Raw genomic sequence first — 19,176 nt, 5'->3', positions numbered from 1 at the left:
TGTGCGCGCCCACCGCCACCCTCTGGACCGGCCAACCACCAGAGGTCGAACCGGCCCAAGGCCGCGGGGCGATGATGCCCAAACGCCGACACACCCGCGCCCACACCACCGCCAAAGCCAAAGCCGCCGAACGCAAACTCAACGACGCCCACGTCGCCGAACGCAACAAACCACCACCGTTTTAGAACGCGACGGCGAAGATAGGCATACGGGCGGTCAATCCGCTGACTACAGCGAGTGGTGCCCAGGACCAGTCAAGGTGCGCATCACCGGTGCCTGTCGACTTGGCCCAGAATTTCGGGCAAGAACAGTAACGACTGCGCCTCGAAATCTGGTCTCAGTGATGAACCCTGCGGGACCGGATTCGACGTGCTCGCCGCGGTGGTTGTTGTAGCGGCGACGCTGGCCGCGGACGTCCCGGCCTGGGTGGACGCGGCCGCGACAGCCGGGGACAGAACCCCAACCATCAGCAAGCCGGCGGCGAGGGCTCCAATCAGCGATGAGCGAGTCATGAGCGTGTCCTTTCGGTGAGGTCAAGTTCGGTGCTGAACTTGCTCGCCCGAAGTTAGGCGTCCGTGACGGCGGAGTCGCGGTTGTGCACGCAACCCGTGAAATCGCTGATTAATCACCTTTCCCGCATTGTGCTCACCAGGCGGTGACTGTCGCTCGGGGTAGCGGCAGGCCGCCGCATCGGGCAGTGTGTGCCGCGGGGAGAGACCTGTCGAGGTGGTCGGTTACATCCGCCGCAGGTCTTGATGGAGGTTGGTATGACAACGCGAACCGCTCGGTGCGCCTGCGGTCGGGTCGAAGTCACCGTGGAGGGTGAGCCCCTGCTCGTCTACGTGTGTCACTGCGATTTCTGCCAACGGCGATCAGGGAATGTGTTTATCGCTTCGGCGCAGTTCCCCGAGGAACAAGTCGTGTCGATCACTGGGGAGACGCGCTGCTACAACGGCCTCGAAGTCGACGGCGTCGGTGCCGTGGGCATGCCGGAAGGAATCAACTACCGCTTCTGTGCGGTGTGCGGCTCCAGCATCTACATGGACGCGATCTTCCCGCATACCGGCGGGCGCGTCTTCACCATCGCGCTAGGCGGCTTCGTCGATGCGGTGTTCCCACCGCCGACGACCGAGTTCTTCACGAGGTTCCGTCACCCGTGGGTCCCGCCGATTCCCGACGCCGTCCAGATCTACGACCCGCTGGATGGCTCGCTCACTGTCGAGTCGGGGTTGCGGGGTGGTCGACCGGCCCCGTCATGACGTGACCGCGAAGAGGTGCCAACTGCCGGGCACGCCCTTGAGCTGATGTGCGCCGCGGTCCTCGAACTCCAACCCGGATCCGATCACCAGGTCACGCAGCGTGCTGGACACCAACACGTCGTTGGCCCCCGCGAAAGCGCTGACGCGCGCGCCGATGTGCACGGCGATGCCGCCGATGTCATCGCCACGGACCTCGCACTCGCCGGTGTGCAACCCCGCGCGCACCTCGATGCCGAGCGCTTGCACCGCGTCGCGGATTGCCATGGCGCAGCGGATCGCCCGCTGGGGGCCGTCGAACATCGCGAGGAAGCCGTCGCCCGAGGTGTTCACCTCACGGCCCCGAAACCGAACGAGCTGCGCCCGGACGACGGCGTCGTGCGCATCAAGCAGCGCGTGCCAGTCCCGGTCGCCCATCTCCGCAGCGCGGCGCGTCGAGTCCACGATGTCGGTGAACAACACCGTGGCAAGAAGCCGATCATCGGCCACGTCAGCTTGCTCGCCGGTGAGGAACTGCGCGATCTCCTGGAACGACTCGCGCCACGGCTCGACGAAGTGCCACATGTTGCGCCCCGGCAGCTCGGCGTACTTCGCGCCCGATATGTGGTCAGCGACGTACTTGCCCATCGCGGGCGTGACGAACGGGTCGTCGGCGTGCTGGAGCACGAGGGTGGGCACGCGGATGGTCGGCAGAACGGCTCGCACGTCCTGCCGTGCCGCGAGCGGCAGCATGCGTGCCAGCGTCGCCGGGCTGTTCGCCAGGCGCTCCATGCGGGCCCATGATGAGCGAATCTCGTCGTTCCACGGCATGTCCGGGCTCACGACATGCTGCATCTCCCCGGTGCCCCACACGGCGACGAAGGCAGCGAGAACTCCCTCAAGATCGGGGATGCTCGACGAATCCGCGCTGCCCTCGAGCACGACCAGCGCGGCTGTGCGGGACGGATGCGTCGCTGCGAACAGTGCCGCTGCCGGCAGCGCGCCTGGAACAGCGATGAGCGCCGCTTCGGGGCTCTTTAGGTCGTCGAGCACTGCGGTGATGCTGTCGGCCCATTGCTCAAGGGTCGGCAACGCGCCCGGCGAGACGGGGTCGGACGCTCCCGTGCCCGGCTGGTCGAAGAAGATCAGTCGCCCAAGCGAGGTCATCGCCTCGACCCACCCTTGAAGCGACGGTAGCTCAGGTGCGACCTCACAGTTGGTGAACCAGTTCGGCACGAACACGAGGTCGCGCGGACCTTCGCCCGACGTGCGATAGGCGACGCGCAAATCCCCGTTCAGCGCGTAGCGCGTCTCTGAAAACATTGCGGCCCAGCTACTTCCGCCGCCACCGCACTACGAAATAAACGGCAACCGCGGCGAACGGGATAACCAAGACGAGCAAGCCCACCCAGGACGGCGCGGGGTTCTTCAGCGCGGGGAAGAAGCGTTCGAGGGTTGTCAACGAATACGCAAAAAGGGTGAGGACCGCGATGGTAACCGGCATCCAATAGGCCTTGATCGCACGCCTGATCACGCTGTCTTCGTCGGGGGCGTCGGCGGGTTCCGCGATGCGACCTTCAAGATCGGCGATGCGCTTCTCGAGGTCGTCCTCCTCCATCAGCGAATGATCCCACCACGGGAGTCGATGTAATCGCGGATCAACGTCAAAAGCCGTTCCCTGCCGAAGGGATCGCCGTGGCCCGGGTACACGACGGTCACCGGCAGGTCGGCAACCCGCTCGAGTGAACTGATGTAGTCCGCGACCACCGCTCCGCGGATGCCGTCCAGGAGTTCCTCGCCGGAATCGAGGTCATAGACGAGGTCGCCGGAGAACAGCACTCCCTCGTGTGGTTCGAACAGCGCGATGCTGCCTGGACTGTGTCCGGGCAGATGTAGTGCGGTAAGCGTCCGGTCGCCGAGATCGACCTCGTCGCCGTCGACGACGGTCGCACAGCTCCGCGGCGCGCGGACCGCGAAGGCGTCGACGTCGTAATCCTCGGTGGGCACCGCGTCCACCAACAGTTCCGGCATTGCCGCCACATACGGCGTCACGTCCAGCCCGAGCGCATCGATCAACCGGCCGCGACGCAACGTGCCGGTCGCCGGGGTGTGCGCCCGCTCGGCGACGTGGGCGTAGCTCGTCGTGAACTCGTGCGCGCCGCCGATGTGGTCGAGGTGCGAGTGCGTCAACACCAAGTCCGGCTCGCGGTCGAACAACTGCGGCGCCCCTGCGCGCAGCGAGTGCACGCCGAGACCCGCGTCGACGACGAGATCGCGCTCTGTTCCCCTCAAATGCCAGATGTTGCACCGTAGGAACGGGTGCACATGGGGCTCGGTGACAAGACCCATCCAGTCGTTGACGCGAGTGGACTCGAACCACTCGGCGGCGACTGGAAGTGTGGTCGTGACGGCTACTCGGGTTTGTAGCCGAACGGCAGCAGCACGCTCTTGGCCTGGGTGTACTGCTCGATACCCTCCGGCCCGTTCTCGCGGCCGATGCCTGAGTTCTTGTAGCCACCGAACGGCGCGCCGGGGTCGAACGCGTACATGTTCACCGCGTAGGTGCCGGTGCGGATCTTCGACGCGATCTTCATCGCCTTGTCGTTGTCGGAGGTGAACACGCTTCCCGCAAGACCGTATGGCGAATCGTTGGCGATGCGCACCGCGTCGTCCTCGGTGTCGTAGGGGATGACCGCCAACACCGGCCCGAAGATTTCCTCCTGGGCGATTGTCATCGAGTTGTCGACATCGGCGAAAACCGTTGGCTGGACAAACCATCCGCTGTCCAGGCCCTCGGGCCTGCCGCCGCCGCTCGCCAGCCGCGCACCCTCCTCGACACCCTTCTTGATGTAGCCTTCGACGCGCTCGCGCTGCTTTTCGGAAATCAGCGGGCCGATCATGGCGCCTGCATCGTCCGGCAATCCGATCGGCATTGCGGCCGCTGCCGCGCTCAACTTTTCGACGACCTCGTCGTAGCGTGACCGTGGCGCGAGGATGCGGGTCTGGGCCACGCACGCCTGACCGGAGTTCATCAATCCGGAGAACGCCAGCATCGGCAGCGTCGAGTCCAGGTCGGCGTCCTCGAGGATGATCGCCGCCGACTTGCCGCCGAGCTCCAGCGAGCACGGCTTGAGCTTCTCGGCCGCGAGCTTGCCGATCTCCTTGCCCACCGCACTGGAACCGGTGAACGTGAACTTGTCGATCTCCGGGTTGGCGGTCAGCGCGCGGCCGGTCTCTGGTCCACCCGGCACGACAGACAGCACGCCTTCCGGCAGCCCGGCCTCGGCGAAGATCTCCGCCATCGCGAACAGCGACAGCGGGGTCTCGGCGGCCGGCTTCACCACGATCGTGCAACCCGCGACCAGCGCAGGGCCCAGCTTGTTGGCGGCAAGGAAGAACGGCACGTTCCACGCCGTAACGGCCGCGACGACACCGATCGGCTCGCGCAGCACCATCGTCTCGCCGTAGACGCCCTGGCGGAAGTCGCGCCAGGTGAACTTGTCGGCCGCGCCCGCGTAGTACTGGAACGCCGCCATCGCCGCGCCGTACTGCATCATGTCGACGATGGTCGGTGGCTGACCGGTCTCGGCGGCCAGCAGGAACTTGAGCTCGTCGGCCCGCTCCTCCATGAGCTTCACCGCGGCGCCGAGCACGGCCGCCCGCTCCTGCGGCGACATGTGCGGCCACGGCCCCTCGTCGAATGCCTTGCGCGCCGCCGCGCACGCGGCGTCGACATCGGCCTTGCTCGCCAGCGGAACCTTGCCGACAAGCTCACCGGTGGCAGGCGAGTGCACCTCGATGACGTCGGCGGTCGCGGGTTGCGTCCACTGTCCGCCGATGAACAGCTTGTCCCACTCGGTCTTGAAAGCAGTGCTCTGGGTCATGGCGCCACCCTACCCACGAACCGACAAAACGAGAACATGTTTCAGTCGGGCGATAGCGGCTTGCGAAGGACCAGCACGAGGTTGCTCACCAGAAACTCCCGCAGCAGCGGCACCTTCGTCATCCACCACGCCCATCGGGGGTGGTAGCGGGGGAATGCGGCGACCAGCGCGCCAGAGCCCGCGCCGAAGTCGAGGCCCTCGGCGGCGGAGACGGCGAACAATGACGAGCCGTAGTTGTTCTTCGCCGGATGGCCGTGTTTGCGGGCGTAGCGGGCCGCGGCGCGGGCACCGCCCAGGTAGTGGGTCAACCCCATTTCGTGCCCGCCGAACGGGCCGAGCCACACCGTGTAGGACATCACGGCGAGGCCGCCGGGCCTTGTCACCCGCAACATCTCCCTGGCCAGCAGCCACGGCTCCGGCACGTGTTCGGCGACGTTCGACGACAGGCAGATGTCCACGCTGGCTTCGGCGAACGGCAACGCCATTCCGGATGCGCGCACGTAGGTGGCCGTCCCGCCGGTCGCGGGTCCGCTGTGCATCTCGGCCGGGTCGGGTTCGACCCCGATGTAGGTGAACCCGGCGTCCTCGAACGCCGTCGCGAAGTAGCCCGGACCGCCACCCACGTCGAGCAGGACCAGGCCCGCGCCCGGCTCCCGATGAGTCGCCAGCCACAGGTCGCCGACCATCGCTGCGGTGTCCTCGGCGAGCACGGAGTAGAACCGGGCCGGGTCGCTGCGCTCGAAGCGGAACTGCGCAAGCAGCCGCACCGAACGGGACAGCGTCGCCCGCCGGGCGAAGACGTCGGTGGCGGACATCCGACGAACGCTTGCGTGAGGAGACGACATCAATGCCGACCTTATGCAGCGGTTACTCTGACACCGATGTCTGGCCGCCCCGTACGCTCCGTGCTTCTGCTGTGTTGGCGGGATACCGGCCATCCCCAAGGCGGCGGCAGTGAGGCATACCTGCAGCGCATCGGCGCCCAGCTGGCCGCAACGGGTGTCGATGTGACGCTGCGGACGGCGCGCTATCGAGGCTCGGCCCGCCGCGAGGTCGTCGACGGGGTGCGGATCGACCGGGCAGGCGGTGCGTACTCGATCTACATCTGGGCGGGCTTGGCGATGGTGGCGGCCCGTTTCGGTGTCGGGCCGCTGCGAAGGGTGCGGCCGGATGTGGTGATCGATACCCAGAACGGCCTGCCCTTTTTGGCGCGCCTCGCCTACGGCCGCCGAGTCGTCGTGCTCGTGCACCACTGCCACCGCGAACTGTGGCCCGTCGCCGGTCGCTGGAAGGGCCGCTTCGGCTGGTTCGTCGAGTCGCGGTTGTCGCCGTGGCTGCACCGGCGAAACCAGTACGTCACCGTGTCCCTTCCGTCGGCGCGGGATCTGACCGACCTCGGTGTCGACGCCGGTCACATCGCAGTGGTTCGCAACGGCCTCGATGAGGCTCCTGCGGAGACGCTCGAGTTGCCGCGCGCCAAACATCCGCGCGTCGCCCTTCTGAGCAGGCTCGTGCCGCACAAGCAGATCGAGGACGCCCTTAACGCGCTCGCCGAGCTGCGTCCGCGGATGCCCGATCTGCATCTCGACATCGTCGGTGGTGGCTGGTGGCGCGACCGCCTCGTCGAGCACGCCCGGCTGCTCGGTGTCTCCGACGCGGTGACGTTCCACGGGCATATCGATGATGCAGCCAAACATGAAGTCCTGCAACGGAGTTGGGTTCATGTGCTGCCGTCGCGCAAGGAGGGCTGGGGCCTGGCCGTGACCGAGGCCGCCCAGCACGGCGTGCCGACGATCGGCTACCGGTCCTCCGGCGGGCTGACCGACTCGATCGTCGACGGCGTGACCGGGCTACTCGTCGACGACCACGACGAACTGGTGGCCGGCCTCGAGCGGCTGCTGACCGATCCGGTGCTACGCGATCAGCTCGGCGGAAAGGCGCAGACGCGAAGCGGGGAATTCTCCTGGCGGCAGAGCGCCGACGCGATGCGCACGGTGCTGGACTCGTTGCTCGTGGGCAGGCGCGTCAGCGGCGTCATCTCCGCGATTTCCTAGGCGGCGTCGAATGCGACCGGAAGCGTTGCCGGACCACTGATCCCGACCATCGGCTTCCACTTTGCGATGCCATCGCGTCGCAGATTTCGCATGCGATCCGACATCACCGTGAGTGCATCGGCGATCTCACGCCTGGCCAGGTTGGCGCCAAGGCAGTAGTGCGCACCGGCGCCGAAGGTCTGCATCGGCGGCGCGTCCTCACGGGTGATGTCGAAACGCTCGGGCTCGACGAACACCTCGACGTCGTGGTTGGCGGCGGCCGTGTTGCACATGACGAAGGTATCCGCGGGGATCAGCACGCCGCCGATCTCGACGTCCTCGACCGTCATTCGCATCGCGCCGAACACCACCGGGCAGAACCGCATGACCTCCTCGACGGCCTTCATCGCCAGCTCGGGATGCTCCGCGAGCAGTTCCCACTGGTCGGGATAGTCGCAGAACACGTCCAGCGCGGCGGCCACCTGATTGCGGGTGGTGTCGGTGCCCGCCATCAAGATGCCTGCAGCCAGCATGCGCAGCTCGCCGATCGACAGTCGGTCGCCGTCGTCCTCGGCGCGGATCATCTCCGAAATCAAGTCGTCGGTGAGGGATTCGCGTCGACTCGCCACCATGTCGTCGATGTAGTCGTCGAGCCCCTGCCACGCCGCGAGGATGTCGTCCTCGTACTCGGCGACGTTCCAGGTGAACAGCTTGAAGAAATCGTCGGCCCAGTCGGAGAACAGCCGCCAGTCTTCGCGAGGCGCACCGAGCAGCGCGGAGATGATCGGCACCGGATAGGGCCGCGCGATGTCGGCGACGGCCTCGCAGCGCCCTTTCGCCGTCAGCCCGTCGACCAGCTGGTTGATGACGTCGGCGATGATGCCGTCGAGCCGCGTGACCGACCGCGGGGTGAACGCCTTCGACACCAGGCGTCGCAGCCGGTTGTGGTCGGCGCCGTTGATGGCGAGCAGCGACGTGCTGGCGCGATGCCACAGCGGTCCCGAGGTGATGCCCTGGGTTTCGAGGCCGAGGCCCCGCGGCGGGTGGAACCGGGCGTCGCGCAGTGTCTCGCGCACCAGCTCGTAGCTCAGGATTTCGGGGCCGTGCGCCCCCATTGCGATCGGACCCTGCTCGAGGGCCTTGCGAAGGTTTCGATGAGCTTCGTCGGGGCTGGACGCCTCTTCGTACTCGACGGTCGGCAGATCCGCTTCGAACACGCTGGGATTGATCATGAAAACTATGGTTCTGGCGTGTGAAGTGGGTCACTAGCGTAGTGGACTACTCCAGTCGTCGACGGAACCGACCGGCCAGCACAACTGCTCCCCCGCCGACCAGCATCGCGAGCCACACCCCGTGGGTCAGCAGCATCAGTCCGCGGTGCGACGCGGCGGGCTTGCCGCCGCCGATCCGGGTGACCGTGACATCGTCGCCCGTCTCGACCACCAGCCAGCCCACGCCTGCACGGGCCAGCGCGTCGTGATCGGCCCCCGTCGCCAACAGGCGTTCGACGTCGCGGGCCCTGCCGCCCTCGCCGGGCACCAGCCGACCCGAAATCGTCAGGTCACCGGTCATGAACACGTCGGCGCGGAGCCACCTCGGCAGCGGGTCGAGCACCGGAGCGTCGCCCGCCCACGCGAACTGCCGCATGCTGCCCGTCGGTAGTACTGCGACCGGACGCGGGTCGGCGTTGATCGTGGCCGCGGCCGCGGCCCAGCCGGGTGGATACCGCACCGCGACGACCTTGCCGCCGACCCCCCACGCAAGGTCGGGCAGCGTCGCGATCAACGCGAGCCCGCACACCGTCGCCGCCGCGAAGCCGGGCATCCACCGCCGCAGCGTCATCACCGCGCCCGCGGCGGCGAGCGTGTAGCCGGGCACCGCCAGCGCCACCCACTTCTGTGCGTCGCGGACCACACCGAGCCCTGGCAACGCCCGGACCATCGACTCGACGGCCGCCAGGCCGGGGCCCGTCGCCATCAGCGTGGGCACCACCACAGCCGCGGCGGCCAGTGCCAGGAGTGGAACTGCCGCGGGCGTGCGGACGACGGCGGGCAGACCGGCGGCCACCACACCCAGCAGCACAACCGCGGCGGCTACCACGAAAAGCGTTGTGCGGGAGGCGGGTACGGCCTCGCCGTTCCAGATACCGCCGAGGCTGGCCAGGCTGCCAAGGGTGGCAAGGCCCGGCTCGGCCCGTGCGGCGAACGCAGGCACGCCCTCGGCCTGCGACGACGACAACGACCCCGACACGGCCGCGGCCGTCAGCCACGGCAGCGCCGCCAGAATCGCTGCACCCAGCCCGACGCCCGCACACAGCCCACGCGACCGGCCCGAACCCGGCACCAGAGAACACGTCAGCGCGACGGTCGCGGCCAGTATCAGACCCGTCGGCGTCAGCCCGGCCAGCGCCGTCCAGAACGCCAACGCGCAGATGTCAACCCATAGCGGCCTGCCGCCGGCCCGCATCCGTAACACGGTCGCCGCCACCCACGGCAGGCACCCGTAGCCGACCAACAGGCTCCAGTGCCCCTGCAGAAGGCGTTCGGCGACATAGGGATTCCACACCGCCAATGTCGCTGCGACGAATCCGCCCGGCGCACCCGCGTCCGGCAGCACCGCAGCGGCCAGCCGCGCGCTGCCCCAGCCGGCAAGCCAGAGCCCGGCGACCAGCAGCACCTTCACCACGACACCGCCGTCGAGCACGTGCGAAGCAAGCGCCACCGCGAAATCCTGCGGAAGGGCTCGCGGCGCCGCATCCGAAAGGCCAAGCGCCGCATCGGATAAGTAGGACCGCGGAGTCGAGACGGCGTCGCGAAGCAGCAGATAGCCGGGTGCGAGCAGAGGTGCCGTCACCACAAGGGAGAGCGCCAGCGCATAGGCAGGCGCCCAGAACTTCGCGAGACGGTGAGTTATCGGTCCGGCGGCTGTCTAGGCCGAGAAGTGGGCAACTGCAGCTTCTCGGTCTTCGCCTCGGCGCCGGGCACCTTGATGCCCTGGGTATCGAAGAAGCCGTGATCGGCCTCGTCGAGACCCGGGTCGATCAGGGCGGACTCGGCGCGCAGGCTGAACGAACCCAGCACAGCCCCACCGATCAGCGACACCAGACCGATCGCGGTAAAGGTGATCGGCAGGATTCGTCCCCACAGTGCCATCCGGTCCCGCTCGTCGCGGGCCGCGGCGACCTGGGACTCCACCGTCTCCTCGTTGGAGGTGACGGTGTAGTCGACGAACGTCACCTCTGGCCGCAGCGCCTCGCGCGCGTAGTACTGGTTGGACCGTTCCTTCGTCTTGACGATGGTGCCCGAAACCGGGTCGACCCAGAACGTGCGCTGGGCGGCGTAGAAGCGGGTCATCGTGATCTGTTCCTCGGGCTCACCTGGCACGCCCCACATCCCTGCGGGCGCGGTCACCTGGCTGTCCTCGTCGTCGTCGTACAGCGAGGCGTACTTCACCGGCTCCACGAGCTTGCCGTCGGCGTCGTAGCCGACGTTCTGGGTGAACCGGTAGGTGGTGAGGCCGTTGACGTCTTCCTCGCCGTCGTAGTTGGCGTCGAATGCCTTCTGGGCGATCGGGTCGAAGAACGGGTATGTCTTCTTCTCGGTGTCGAACGGGAAGCGGTACGCGAGCCCGTCGTGCGGCAGCGCGATGTTGGTCGGCGGCTGGTCGTCCTCCATGGTGCGCGGCTTCTGCACGGCACCGCCGGGATTGCTTTCGCTGGACACCGCCATCGCGGTCTTGCGGTCAAGGGTGACGGTGTCGACGAGCGCCAGCAACAGTCCGTTGTCCTGTTGCTTATCCGTGCGGCGAAGCGTCGTTCCGACCTGCAGGGTCACGACCTCGGCGTTCGACGGCGCCTCCACACTGATCTGCTGTTGCTGCGACACCGGCGCGTTCCTGCTCACCTCGAACTTCGGGGCGGACAACGACGCCGGGTCGAAAGCCGTCCCCGTTCCGTCGCTGACCAGTGTGGCGTCCAGGTCCAGCGGAATCTTGGTGATCTTGCTCTTGGTGTATGTCATGAGCAGCAGCGCGGCGATCAACAGGGCGGCTCCGAGCCCCAAGATTCCGCACGCCGCGATACGCAACGCCACTGCGCGGTTCAAACCGTTCCTCCCTGGTTTGATGTCGCCGGCCACCCGGGTCCGTCGGGTTTGGGCGATCCCCAATGGCTAGCGACCCTAACAGCACAGACTAAGGCCCTCACTTACTACGACGGCTTCGCGCCCGGCACACTGGTGGCTGTGGCAGCTCCGGTAGGCGTCGGCGGTACGCGTGGCTTCCTGCCCCCCGTCGAAGGCATGCGCGCCTGCGCAGCCGTCGGCGTCGTCGTCACGCACGTCGCGTTCCAGACCGGGCACACCGGCGGGGTGGTGGGACGGCTTTTCGGCAGGTTCGATCTGGCCGTCGCGGTGTTCTTCGCGCTGTCGGGCTTCCTACTGTGGCGGGGCCACGCCGCCGCGGCGCGCGGCCTGCGCCAGGTGCCTGCGACGGGACACTATCTGCGGTCCCGGCTGATCCGCATCATGCCCGCCTACCTGGTGGCGGTCGTGGTGATCCTGACCCTGCTGCCCGACGCAAGGGCCGACCTGACGGTCTGGCTGGCCAACCTCACGCTGACCCAGATCTATGTGCCGTTGACGCTGACCGCCGGGCTGACCCAGATGTGGAGCCTGGCCGTCGAGGTGAGCTTCTACCTCGCGCTGCCCGTGTTCGCGCTGCTGGCGCGGCGGCTGCCGGTGCGGGCACGCATACCCGTGCTCGCCGCCGCGGGCGTGCTGAGCCTCGGCTGGGCGCTGATCCCGATCCACACCCCTGTCGGCGTCAGCTCGCTGAACTGGCCGCCCGCGTTCCTGTCCTGGTTCGTCGCTGGCATGCTCCTCGCCGAGCTGACGGTGACCCCGGTCGGCTGGCCGCACCGGCTGGCAAGGAGGCGAATCGTGATGGCGGCCGTTGCGGTCGTCGCGTTCCTGATCGCGGCATCGCCGCTGGCGGGCCCCGAGGGACTCACGCCGGGTACCGCTCAACAGTTCGTCGTCAAGGTCGCGATGGGCGCGGTGCTGTCAGGTGCGCTGCTGGCGCCGCTGGTCCTCGACGCGCCCGACACCCGACACCGGATCCTCGGCAACACCACGATGGTGACGCTGGGCCGATGGTCCTACGGGTTGTTCATCTGGCACCTTGCGGCGCTGTGGATGGTGTTCCCGATCATCGGCGAGTTCGCCTTCAACGGGCACATGCCGGTCGTGCTGGTGCTGACCGTGGTGATCGGCTTCGCGATCGCAGCGGTCAGCTATGCGCTCGTCGAGTCGCCGTGCCGGGTTGCGCTGCGGCGCTGGGAGTATCGACGCAGCAGCCCCGACGAGCCTGCCCCGCCGCTCGATAGCGCGGTCAGTGTGCCCGAGCCAGTCTCGCGATGACGTCGTCGCGCACGGCCGACCGCCGTGCCTTACCCGCGTCGTCGCGAAGCGGCTCATCGGTGAACTCGACCGTGCGCGGCACCTTGTATCCGGCGATGCGCTCGGTGAGGTAGGCGACGACGGCGGCCTCGTCGAGTCCGTCCGACTGCACGATCGCATACGGCACCTGGCCCAGGTCGTCGTCGGGTATGCCGACGACCAAGCAGGACAACACGTCCGGGTGTCCGCACAGCGCCGATTCGATCTCCGCGGGGTACACGTTGCGCCCGCCGACGGTGAACATGTCGACGCGCCGGTCGTTGAGATAGAGGAAGCCGTCGGCGTCGAAGTAGCCGAGGTCGCCGAGCGAGTCCCAGCCGTCGCGGCTCTTGGCCTGCGATCCGATGTAGCGGTAGGTCGGCGGGGTGCCCGGCGCGGGCCGCATGTAGATCTCACCGCTGACGCCTGGCGGGCATTCGTTGCCGTCGTCGTCGAGGACCTTCATCTCGCCGGCGACGACGACGCCCACCGAGCCGGGATGGGTCAGCCACTGATCGCCCCTGATGAACGTCAGCGCCTGAAGTTCGGTGCCGCCGTAGAGCTCCCAGACCGTTTCGGGGCCGACCAAATCGATCCATGCCTGCTTGATCGCGGGCGGGCAGGGTGCGGCGAGATGCCAGAACCGCCGGATCGACGACAGGTCGTAGGCGTCGGGGTCGGCGCGGTACACGGGCAGCAGCCGCTGCATGATGGTCGGCACCGTCGCCAGGAACGTGACGCGGTGTTCGGTGACCAGCGTTAGGAACTCGTGGGGTTCGAAGCGCGGCATCAGCACGAGGTGGTGGCCCTGCACCAGCCCGACGGCGAACGTCGTGAAGCCGGTGTTGTGCGATAGCGGAACCGAGATCAGGTTGACGTCACCCTCCTGTGCGCCGAGCCCGTAACCGGCAAACGCAGGAAACCGGCTGTCGCCGCCTGCCTCGATCAGCTTGGGTCGCCCGGTGCTGCCGCCCGAGGCCATCGACTTCCACACCGGCGAAACCACCTCGGGCAGCTCGGCGTCGGGCAGCGTCGGATCCGGTGTGAAACCCACAGGCACACTTGGTGTTTTCCCGCGCGGATCGTCGCGTCCGACGATGAGCGCCTGTGATCGCAGATCCAGCAGTGCCTCGAGTTCGGCGTCGGGCAGCCGTGCCGACAGCGGTGTCGGTGTCGCGCCAAGCTTCCATGCGGCAAGCACTGACTGCGCCCACTGAATCGAGTTCGACAACACGATCGTCACGTAGTCGCCGACGCCGACCCCGCGTTCGGCGAAGGCACGCGCCAGCCGGTTGCTGGACAGGTCCAGTTCGCGGCGGGTGAGGGTCTGGCCCGAGCAAGTGACGGCGGGTGCGTCGGGATCGGCTGCAGCCAGCTGCGACACCTGGGTGCTGATCGGTGGCGTCTCGTCGGCCATCTCAGTAGCCACCCTTGGCGGAGAAGATCTTGCGCGGGTTGTCGACGAGCATGGTGGTGATCTGCTCGTCGGTCACCCCACGCTCCTTCAATGCGGGCAGCACGTCGTTGTGGATATGCAGATAGTGCCAGTTCGGCAATGCGACGGGCACGACTTCCTCCGGCAGCCAATCCAGCAGGCACGACGCGTCGTGCGACAACACCATCTTGTCGGCGTGCCCACGCTCGCACATCGTCGCCACCGTGTTCACCCGCTCCTCGGTGGACAGGAAGACGTCGAGGCCGAAGCGGTCCATGCCGATGTTGGAGCCGTTGGCGATCAGCTCTTCGAGATAGCCGATGTCGGTGGTGTCGCCGCTGTGCCCGATCACGACACGGGACGGGTCGACGCCCTCTTCACCGAAGATCCGCTGCTGGTCCAACCCGCGACGGGTGGCGGCATGGGTGTGCGTGGTGATCGGCACGCCGGTTTCGCGGTGCGCCGCAGCGACCGCCCGCAGCACCCGCTCCACGCCGGGGGTGACACCCGGTTCGTCGGTGGCGCACTTGAGGATCGCGGCCTTGATGCCGGTGCCTGCGATGCCTTCGGCGATGTCACCGACGAACATCTCGGTCATGATCTCGGGGCCGTCGAGCAGCGTTCCCGGCCCGCGCAGGGAGAAGTACAGCGGCACGTCGTTGTAGGTGTAGAGGCCGGTGGCGACGACGATGTTGATGTCGGTCTCCGCGGCGATGCGGGCGATGCGCGGAATGTAGCGGCCGAGCCCGATGACCGTCAGGTCGACGATGGTGTCGACGCCGCGGGACTTGAGCTCGCGCAGGCGGTTGATCGCGTCGGCCTCGCGGGTGGCCTCGTCGCCCCACACCTCGGGGTGGTTGGCGTTGACTTCATGAGACAGCACGAAGACGTGTTCGTGCATCAGGGTCACACCGAGGTCGGCGGTGTCGATGGCTCCTCGGGCGGTATCCACTTGCGGCACTCCGCCGATGCTAGCGACGCCGCGAGCGCGGCAACGGAGATCAGCGCAAGCAGCTGGACGCCCGCGGAGTGCCCGGCGTAACCGTCCACCGATCGCCACGGGTTCTGCGACAGCACCGCACCCGCCACGATCAGCCCGCCCGCGCTTGTGCCGACGGTGACGGCGTCATCGAGCCGGGGACGATTGCGCAGCAGGTAGCGGACGCCGATCGCCGCGCCCATCACCACGACGCCCGCGATGCCTGCGATGACGGCGCCGACGGCCAGGATCGCCACGCTCGTCGCGACGCCGTTGGGCCGCCACGGCTTCGCCGGGTCGGCGGGCGGCGGTGGTCGTCGTGGGGGCACGAGCGCCAACAACGCCAGTATCGGCAGCAGCGCCAACCCGCCCGCGATGCCTGCGCGGTAGACGGCGTTGGCGCCGAACGACAACGTGACGCTGCCCGCCGTGCCAGCGGGCACGACCCAGCCCTGCTGCCAGCCGTTGACGGTCACCGGGCTCAGCTCGGTGCCGTCGGCGGTGCGGGCAGTCCAACCCGGGTTGATGCTTTCGGGCACCACGAGGATGCGTGACGCCTGCGACGCAGGCACGTCCACCTCGCGGTGATCGGGTGTCCATGCCTTGTTCTGAACAGGTTCCATTGCGGCGCTTGGCAATCGACGACCGAGAGGTCCGACCAGCTGCACACCGTCGACGACGAACGCCGCGCCGGGATTGATCAGAAGTTCCTGCTGCCCCGGCGGCAGCGCGATGGGGTCCTGCCGACAGGGCCTCGCCGGAATCGGCTCGCCGTCCAGCAGCGCGCCGACGCTGGTGTTGATCTCGGTCTGGATGAAGTGGCCAGCGACGGCGATGATCGGCCCTCGGCCACACGGCAGTATCACCGGGCGTTGCCTGTTGCGCGCGGCGTCGGCGGCCGCAATGGGTCGGCCCTGCGCGTCGAGCGCGGTGATCTCGGCCAGGCCCGGCGGCTTGATCTGATCGAAACCCAGTGCCGTGCGGTCGATCACGTCGTCCCAGTCCAGAATGGAAACCTTGACCGTGTCGGTGACTTTCGGCTGCAGCGACACCGACTGTGCTTTGTCGCCGGTGAGCGGACGGACCTGCGGGCCGTCCCCGAGGTCGATCGCCACCAGCTTCGGATGTGCGGGCAGCGTCGACGAACTCGGCGCCAGCCGCAGGCCGCCCACCTCGCGGGCGGACGGCAGCTTCAACGTCAGGGTGGGCGGCGTATGGAATTGCGCCACCCGCTGCGGTGCGGTCCACGCGGTGCGCGGGTCCCCGTCGGTGGCCGCATAGACCGAGCCGAGCACGTCGATCGGGTCGGAGTCGCCTTCGGCCCTCGCCGTGCCCGGTTGGCGGATCAGGTCGGCGAGATGGGGTCCCTGTCGCGGCCGCACCCACACCGTCGGGGTGACCGATATCGGTTCTGGCACCGTCAGTGTGCGGCTGAGGTTCACCGGTTCCTCCGGCGACAGCGCCATCGTCGCCGCGCAGTGCACGCCGTCGGGTCCGTCGGCACAACCGGACCGGCCCAGCAGCTCGGAACCCAGATCCCATTGTGCGACAACGGCGTTCGACGGTGGTCCCGGCACAGACACGGTGTGACGGAGTTCGATCGGCTGGGCGAAACCGGAGGCGTCGTACTGGGTGACCGTGAAATCGGTGATGCCGAACTGCACGCCCGGTGACCCGTCGTCGGTGCCGACCGCGGTGATCCGCACCCACGGCGTCTCGCCGTACGGCAGCGCCGCGGTGATCGGTTTCCCCGGTTCGTCGAAGCGCAGCGTGCTGGTGCCGTTGACGGTGGAGATCTCGATCCGGCGGACCTGCGCACCGACCGCCGTCGCACTCGGTGTCACGGTGATGGTGGCGTTGGTGACGGGGTGGTCGAAGTCGACCTGCAGCCATTGGCCCAGCGCCGCCTGCAGGCTGTTGGACACCCAGCTTGTCGAGGAGTCGCTGTCGATGGCCGCGGTCGGTCCGCTCGCGGGCGAGACGTTGGGCAGCGCGGTGGAGTCCGACGCCGAACTCGACACCGTGATCCGGCCACCGGTCCAGGCGCCTGCCACCATGCGGGCATCGCCTGCGGGATAGTCGGGCACCCGGTTGAAGGTGTGCCGCGCATCGCCTTCCGCGCGGATCGCCGACGAGTGGTCGTCGACGCGGCCGTAGTCGGTCTCGCGCGACAGCGGGGTGTCGGTGACGGTGACGACCGGTGTCGGGAGCCCGGCGCGCTGTGCGTCCGCGGTCAACAGCATGGGCCCAAGCGGCGGCTGGTCGGACAGCCTGCGGCGCTCGTCGAGGCGCAGCAGCGCCTCGGGCCCGCCGTCGACGCGGGCCATCGCGTCGGTGTCGGCGAGATACGGCGCACCCGGCTGGTCCATGGCGTCGACCCGGTAGATCTCCACGGCCGGGTACTTCGGCCGCAAGCCGCTGTCGGAGATGAAGCCCGGCAGCGTGCCCGGCCCGACCGGGTCGCCGAACTCGGCGACCTTCGACAGTCCCCGCGAGCCGTCGATCGCGCGGTGCACCAGCACCGGCCTTGCCGACCGCGAGGTCTCCGGGTCGAGATCGTTTCGCACGACGACGTAGGAAATCCCTTGCCTGGCAAGGGTATCAGCCAGACCGGCGGATGGCCGCCCGGCGGCGAACAGCCGCTGAACAGAATCCAGCGCGCGGATCGTCTCCGGCGGTGTCAGCGGAATCGAGTCACGCACACCCCACGGGCTGCTGCCGAGCACCTGAAGCGGTTCGTCGTGGCTGGATCCCCACACCTGAGTGGCGAACGGGGCGCCGGGCGCCACAAGCACCCGCCCCCGCAAGCCGGAGGTGCCCACGTCCGGCGCGGGACCCGAATTGTGCTCGTCGAGCCAGGCGGCGGTCTCGTGCCAGTACGGCGGGATCGCGTCGAACGCTCCCGGTGGGGTCAGCCGACCCGTCCACGCCAGCGACGTGCCCGTCGCCAGCGCGACCAGCACCACGATGCCGACCGCGACGCGCTTGTCGTTCTCGGGGTGCGCGAAGGCGTGCACCCACTCCCGCCGCGGCACGCTGCCAGGCAGCGGCAGGCGGCCAAGCAGATGCGCGAGGCCGAGCACCAACGGCAGCCGGATCAGCGGCTCCAACTTGTGCACGTTGCGCAACGGGGTTCCTTCGGCGTCAAGGAACGTCTGAACCGCATGGGCCAGAGGCGATCCAAGGCCGCCCGCGTATCCGGCCGCCAACAGGGCTGTCCCGATCAGCAGGATCGTCACCAACCGGCCGCGGGCAGGCATCGTGCGCATCGCCAACCCGGCAAGGCCTGCCGCGGCGACGAGCGTGGTGGCCAACACTGCAACGGTTCCGGTGACAAGCGTCGCGCCTGCGGTGGCGTCCGGCGCGACGAACGGGGTCCAGCTGTCGGTGCCGCGCAGCACCTCGGTTAGCGACGTCCATTGCGTTGTGACACCGGACGATTCGATGAAGTCGAGAAACGGCGGACTGATCCGGCCGAGCATGACCAGCGCCACCACCCACCACGTGACGGCCAGCACCGCACCCAGCGCCCACCACGCGGTGAACCGCACCCACACTCGGTTCGGCCGGTGAAACGCCCACCAGATCAGCGCGGGCAGGCAGCCGGTCAGCGTGGCCACCGCGTTGACCGCGCCCATCAGGGCGAGCGCCAGCGCCGACCGCGCGGCGAGCACCCGCACCGACCCGGAGCCGCGCAGCGCGAGGACGACCGGCAGCAGCACCCACGGCGCGAGCATCATCGGCAGCGTCTCCGACGAGATGGCGCCGATCGTGGTCAGCACACGCGGCGACAGCGCGAACGCCGCAGCAGCGATCACCCGCGACCCCGGCGACCCGATGCCCAACGCCTCGGCCAGCCGAAGCAGCCCCCAGAACCCGACCGTCAGCAGCAGCGCCCACCACAGCCGCTGAGTCACCCAGCCGGGAAGCCCGACGACATCGCCGAGCAGGAAGAAGGCGCCGTGCGGGAACAGGTAGCCGTAGGCCTGGTTCTGCGCCTGGCCGAACGGCAGCTCGCTGTTCCACAGGTTGAGCGCGCGCGCAAGGAACCGCAGCGGGTTGGCGGTGAGATCGAGTTTGGTGTCCGGCGAGATCTTGCCCGGCGACTGCGCGAACGTCAGCGCCAGAGACAGCGCCGCGACCAGCCAGATCCAGCGGCGGGAAAGCGGCGTCAG

At 68.3% G+C, this 19,176-nt stretch carries 14 protein-coding genes and 1 pseudogene; 4 read left to right on the top strand and 11 right to left on the bottom strand.

Annotation, left to right across the window (positions count from 1 at the left end):
- Both D6M19_RS34350 and D6M19_RS22405 read left to right on the top strand, forming a co-directional pair.
- A pseudogene (locus D6M19_RS34350) lies at nt 1-185 on the top strand (HNH endonuclease signature motif containing protein); the annotation flags it as partial.
- A gap of 570 nt (nt 186-755) precedes the next feature.
- Nucleotides 756-1,259 (top strand): GFA family protein, encoded by a 504-nt coding sequence (locus D6M19_RS22405; protein WP_123027452.1) that lies wholly within the window; start codon nt 756-758, stop codon nt 1,257-1,259.
- Here the strand turns inward: D6M19_RS22405 and D6M19_RS22400 are convergent.
- The 5 genes from D6M19_RS22400 to D6M19_RS22380 form a co-directional block, all read right to left on the bottom strand.
- A complete protein-coding gene (locus D6M19_RS22400; protein ID WP_123027451.1) occupies nt 1,254-2,558 on the bottom strand; it encodes an adenylate/guanylate cyclase domain-containing protein in 1,305 nt (434 codons plus the stop codon). The genes D6M19_RS22405 and D6M19_RS22400 overlap by 6 nt on opposite strands.
- A 10-nt stretch (nt 2,559-2,568) precedes the next feature.
- Nucleotides 2,569-2,853 (bottom strand): hypothetical protein, encoded by a 285-nt coding sequence (locus tag D6M19_RS22395; RefSeq protein WP_123027450.1) that lies wholly within the window; start codon nt 2,851-2,853, stop codon nt 2,569-2,571.
- Entirely contained in the window at nt 2,853-3,584 is a 732-nt protein-coding gene (locus D6M19_RS22390) for an MBL fold metallo-hydrolase (protein ID WP_123027449.1), read from the bottom strand. The genes D6M19_RS22395 and D6M19_RS22390 overlap by 1 nt, the downstream gene beginning before the upstream one ends.
- A gap of 62 nt (nt 3,585-3,646) precedes the next feature.
- Complete coding sequence (locus D6M19_RS22385; RefSeq protein WP_123027448.1) at nt 3,647-5,119, bottom strand: aldehyde dehydrogenase; 1,473 nt, start codon at nt 5,117-5,119, stop codon at nt 3,647-3,649.
- 41 nt (nt 5,120-5,160) lie between these two features.
- Nucleotides 5,161-5,934 (bottom strand): class I SAM-dependent methyltransferase, encoded by a 774-nt coding sequence (locus D6M19_RS22380; RefSeq protein WP_123027447.1) that lies wholly within the window; start codon nt 5,932-5,934, stop codon nt 5,161-5,163.
- 66 nt (nt 5,935-6,000) lie between these two features.
- Here D6M19_RS22380 and D6M19_RS22375 point away from each other — a divergent pair, with 66 nt between their 5' ends.
- Nucleotides 6,001-7,173, top strand: coding sequence for a glycosyltransferase family 4 protein (locus D6M19_RS22375; protein ID WP_123027446.1), 1,173 nt, complete (start codon nt 6,001-6,003; stop codon nt 7,171-7,173).
- On the opposite strand, the gene D6M19_RS22370 is transcribed toward D6M19_RS22375, so the two are convergent.
- Genes D6M19_RS22370 through D6M19_RS22360 form a run of 3 tightly spaced genes read right to left on the bottom strand, consistent with a single transcriptional unit; the run spans nt 7,170 to nt 11,255 of the window.
- Nucleotides 7,170-8,384 (bottom strand): cytochrome P450, encoded by a 1,215-nt coding sequence (locus D6M19_RS22370; RefSeq protein WP_123027445.1) that lies wholly within the window; start codon nt 8,382-8,384, stop codon nt 7,170-7,172. The two genes, D6M19_RS22375 and D6M19_RS22370, sit on opposite strands and share 4 nt — an antisense overlap.
- Before the next feature lie 46 nt (nt 8,385-8,430).
- The gene (locus D6M19_RS22365) at nt 8,431-10,005 is read right to left on the bottom strand and encodes an MmpA family trehalose lipid delivery protein (RefSeq protein ID WP_123027471.1); all 1,575 of its coding nucleotides are present in this window, start codon (nt 10,003-10,005) and stop codon (nt 8,431-8,433) included.
- Between the two features lie 56 nt (nt 10,006-10,061).
- A complete protein-coding gene (locus D6M19_RS22360) occupies nt 10,062-11,255 on the bottom strand; it encodes a cell envelope lipid trafficking protein PgfA (RefSeq protein WP_123027470.1) in 1,194 nt (397 codons plus the stop codon).
- Nucleotides 11,256-11,450: 195 nt separating this feature from the next.
- Here D6M19_RS22360 and D6M19_RS22355 point away from each other — a divergent pair, with 195 nt between their 5' ends.
- Nucleotides 11,451-12,569 carry an acyltransferase family protein gene (locus D6M19_RS22355; protein ID WP_123027444.1) on the top strand — a complete coding sequence of 373 codons (1,119 nt, stop codon included), beginning with the start codon at nt 11,451-11,453 and terminating at the stop codon, nt 12,567-12,569.
- On the opposite strand, the gene D6M19_RS22350 is transcribed toward D6M19_RS22355, so the two are convergent.
- From D6M19_RS22350 to D6M19_RS22340, 3 genes are read right to left on the bottom strand one after another with little or no spacing between them, the layout of a single operon-like run.
- The gene (locus tag D6M19_RS22350) at nt 12,541-14,004 is read right to left on the bottom strand and encodes an AMP-binding protein (RefSeq protein WP_123027443.1); all 1,464 of its coding nucleotides are present in this window, start codon (nt 14,002-14,004) and stop codon (nt 12,541-12,543) included. The genes D6M19_RS22355 and D6M19_RS22350 overlap by 29 nt on opposite strands.
- A gap of 1 nt (nt 14,005) precedes the next feature.
- A complete protein-coding gene (locus D6M19_RS22345; RefSeq protein ID WP_123027442.1) occupies nt 14,006-14,983 on the bottom strand; it encodes a phosphotriesterase family protein in 978 nt (325 codons plus the stop codon).
- Nucleotides 14,929-19,176: an alpha-(1->3)-arabinofuranosyltransferase gene (locus D6M19_RS22340; RefSeq protein WP_206428599.1), complete on the bottom strand. Its 4,248-nt coding sequence runs from the start codon at nt 19,174-19,176 to the stop codon at nt 14,929-14,931. The genes D6M19_RS22345 and D6M19_RS22340 overlap by 55 nt, the downstream gene beginning before the upstream one ends.

Source organism: Mycolicibacterium stellerae (assembly GCF_003719305.1).
Lineage (GTDB): Bacteria > Actinomycetota > Actinomycetes > Mycobacteriales > Mycobacteriaceae > Mycobacterium > Mycobacterium stellerae.
The sequence above is the reverse complement of the archived record's forward strand: the minus strand, read 5'-3'. Positions and strand labels throughout refer to the sequence as shown.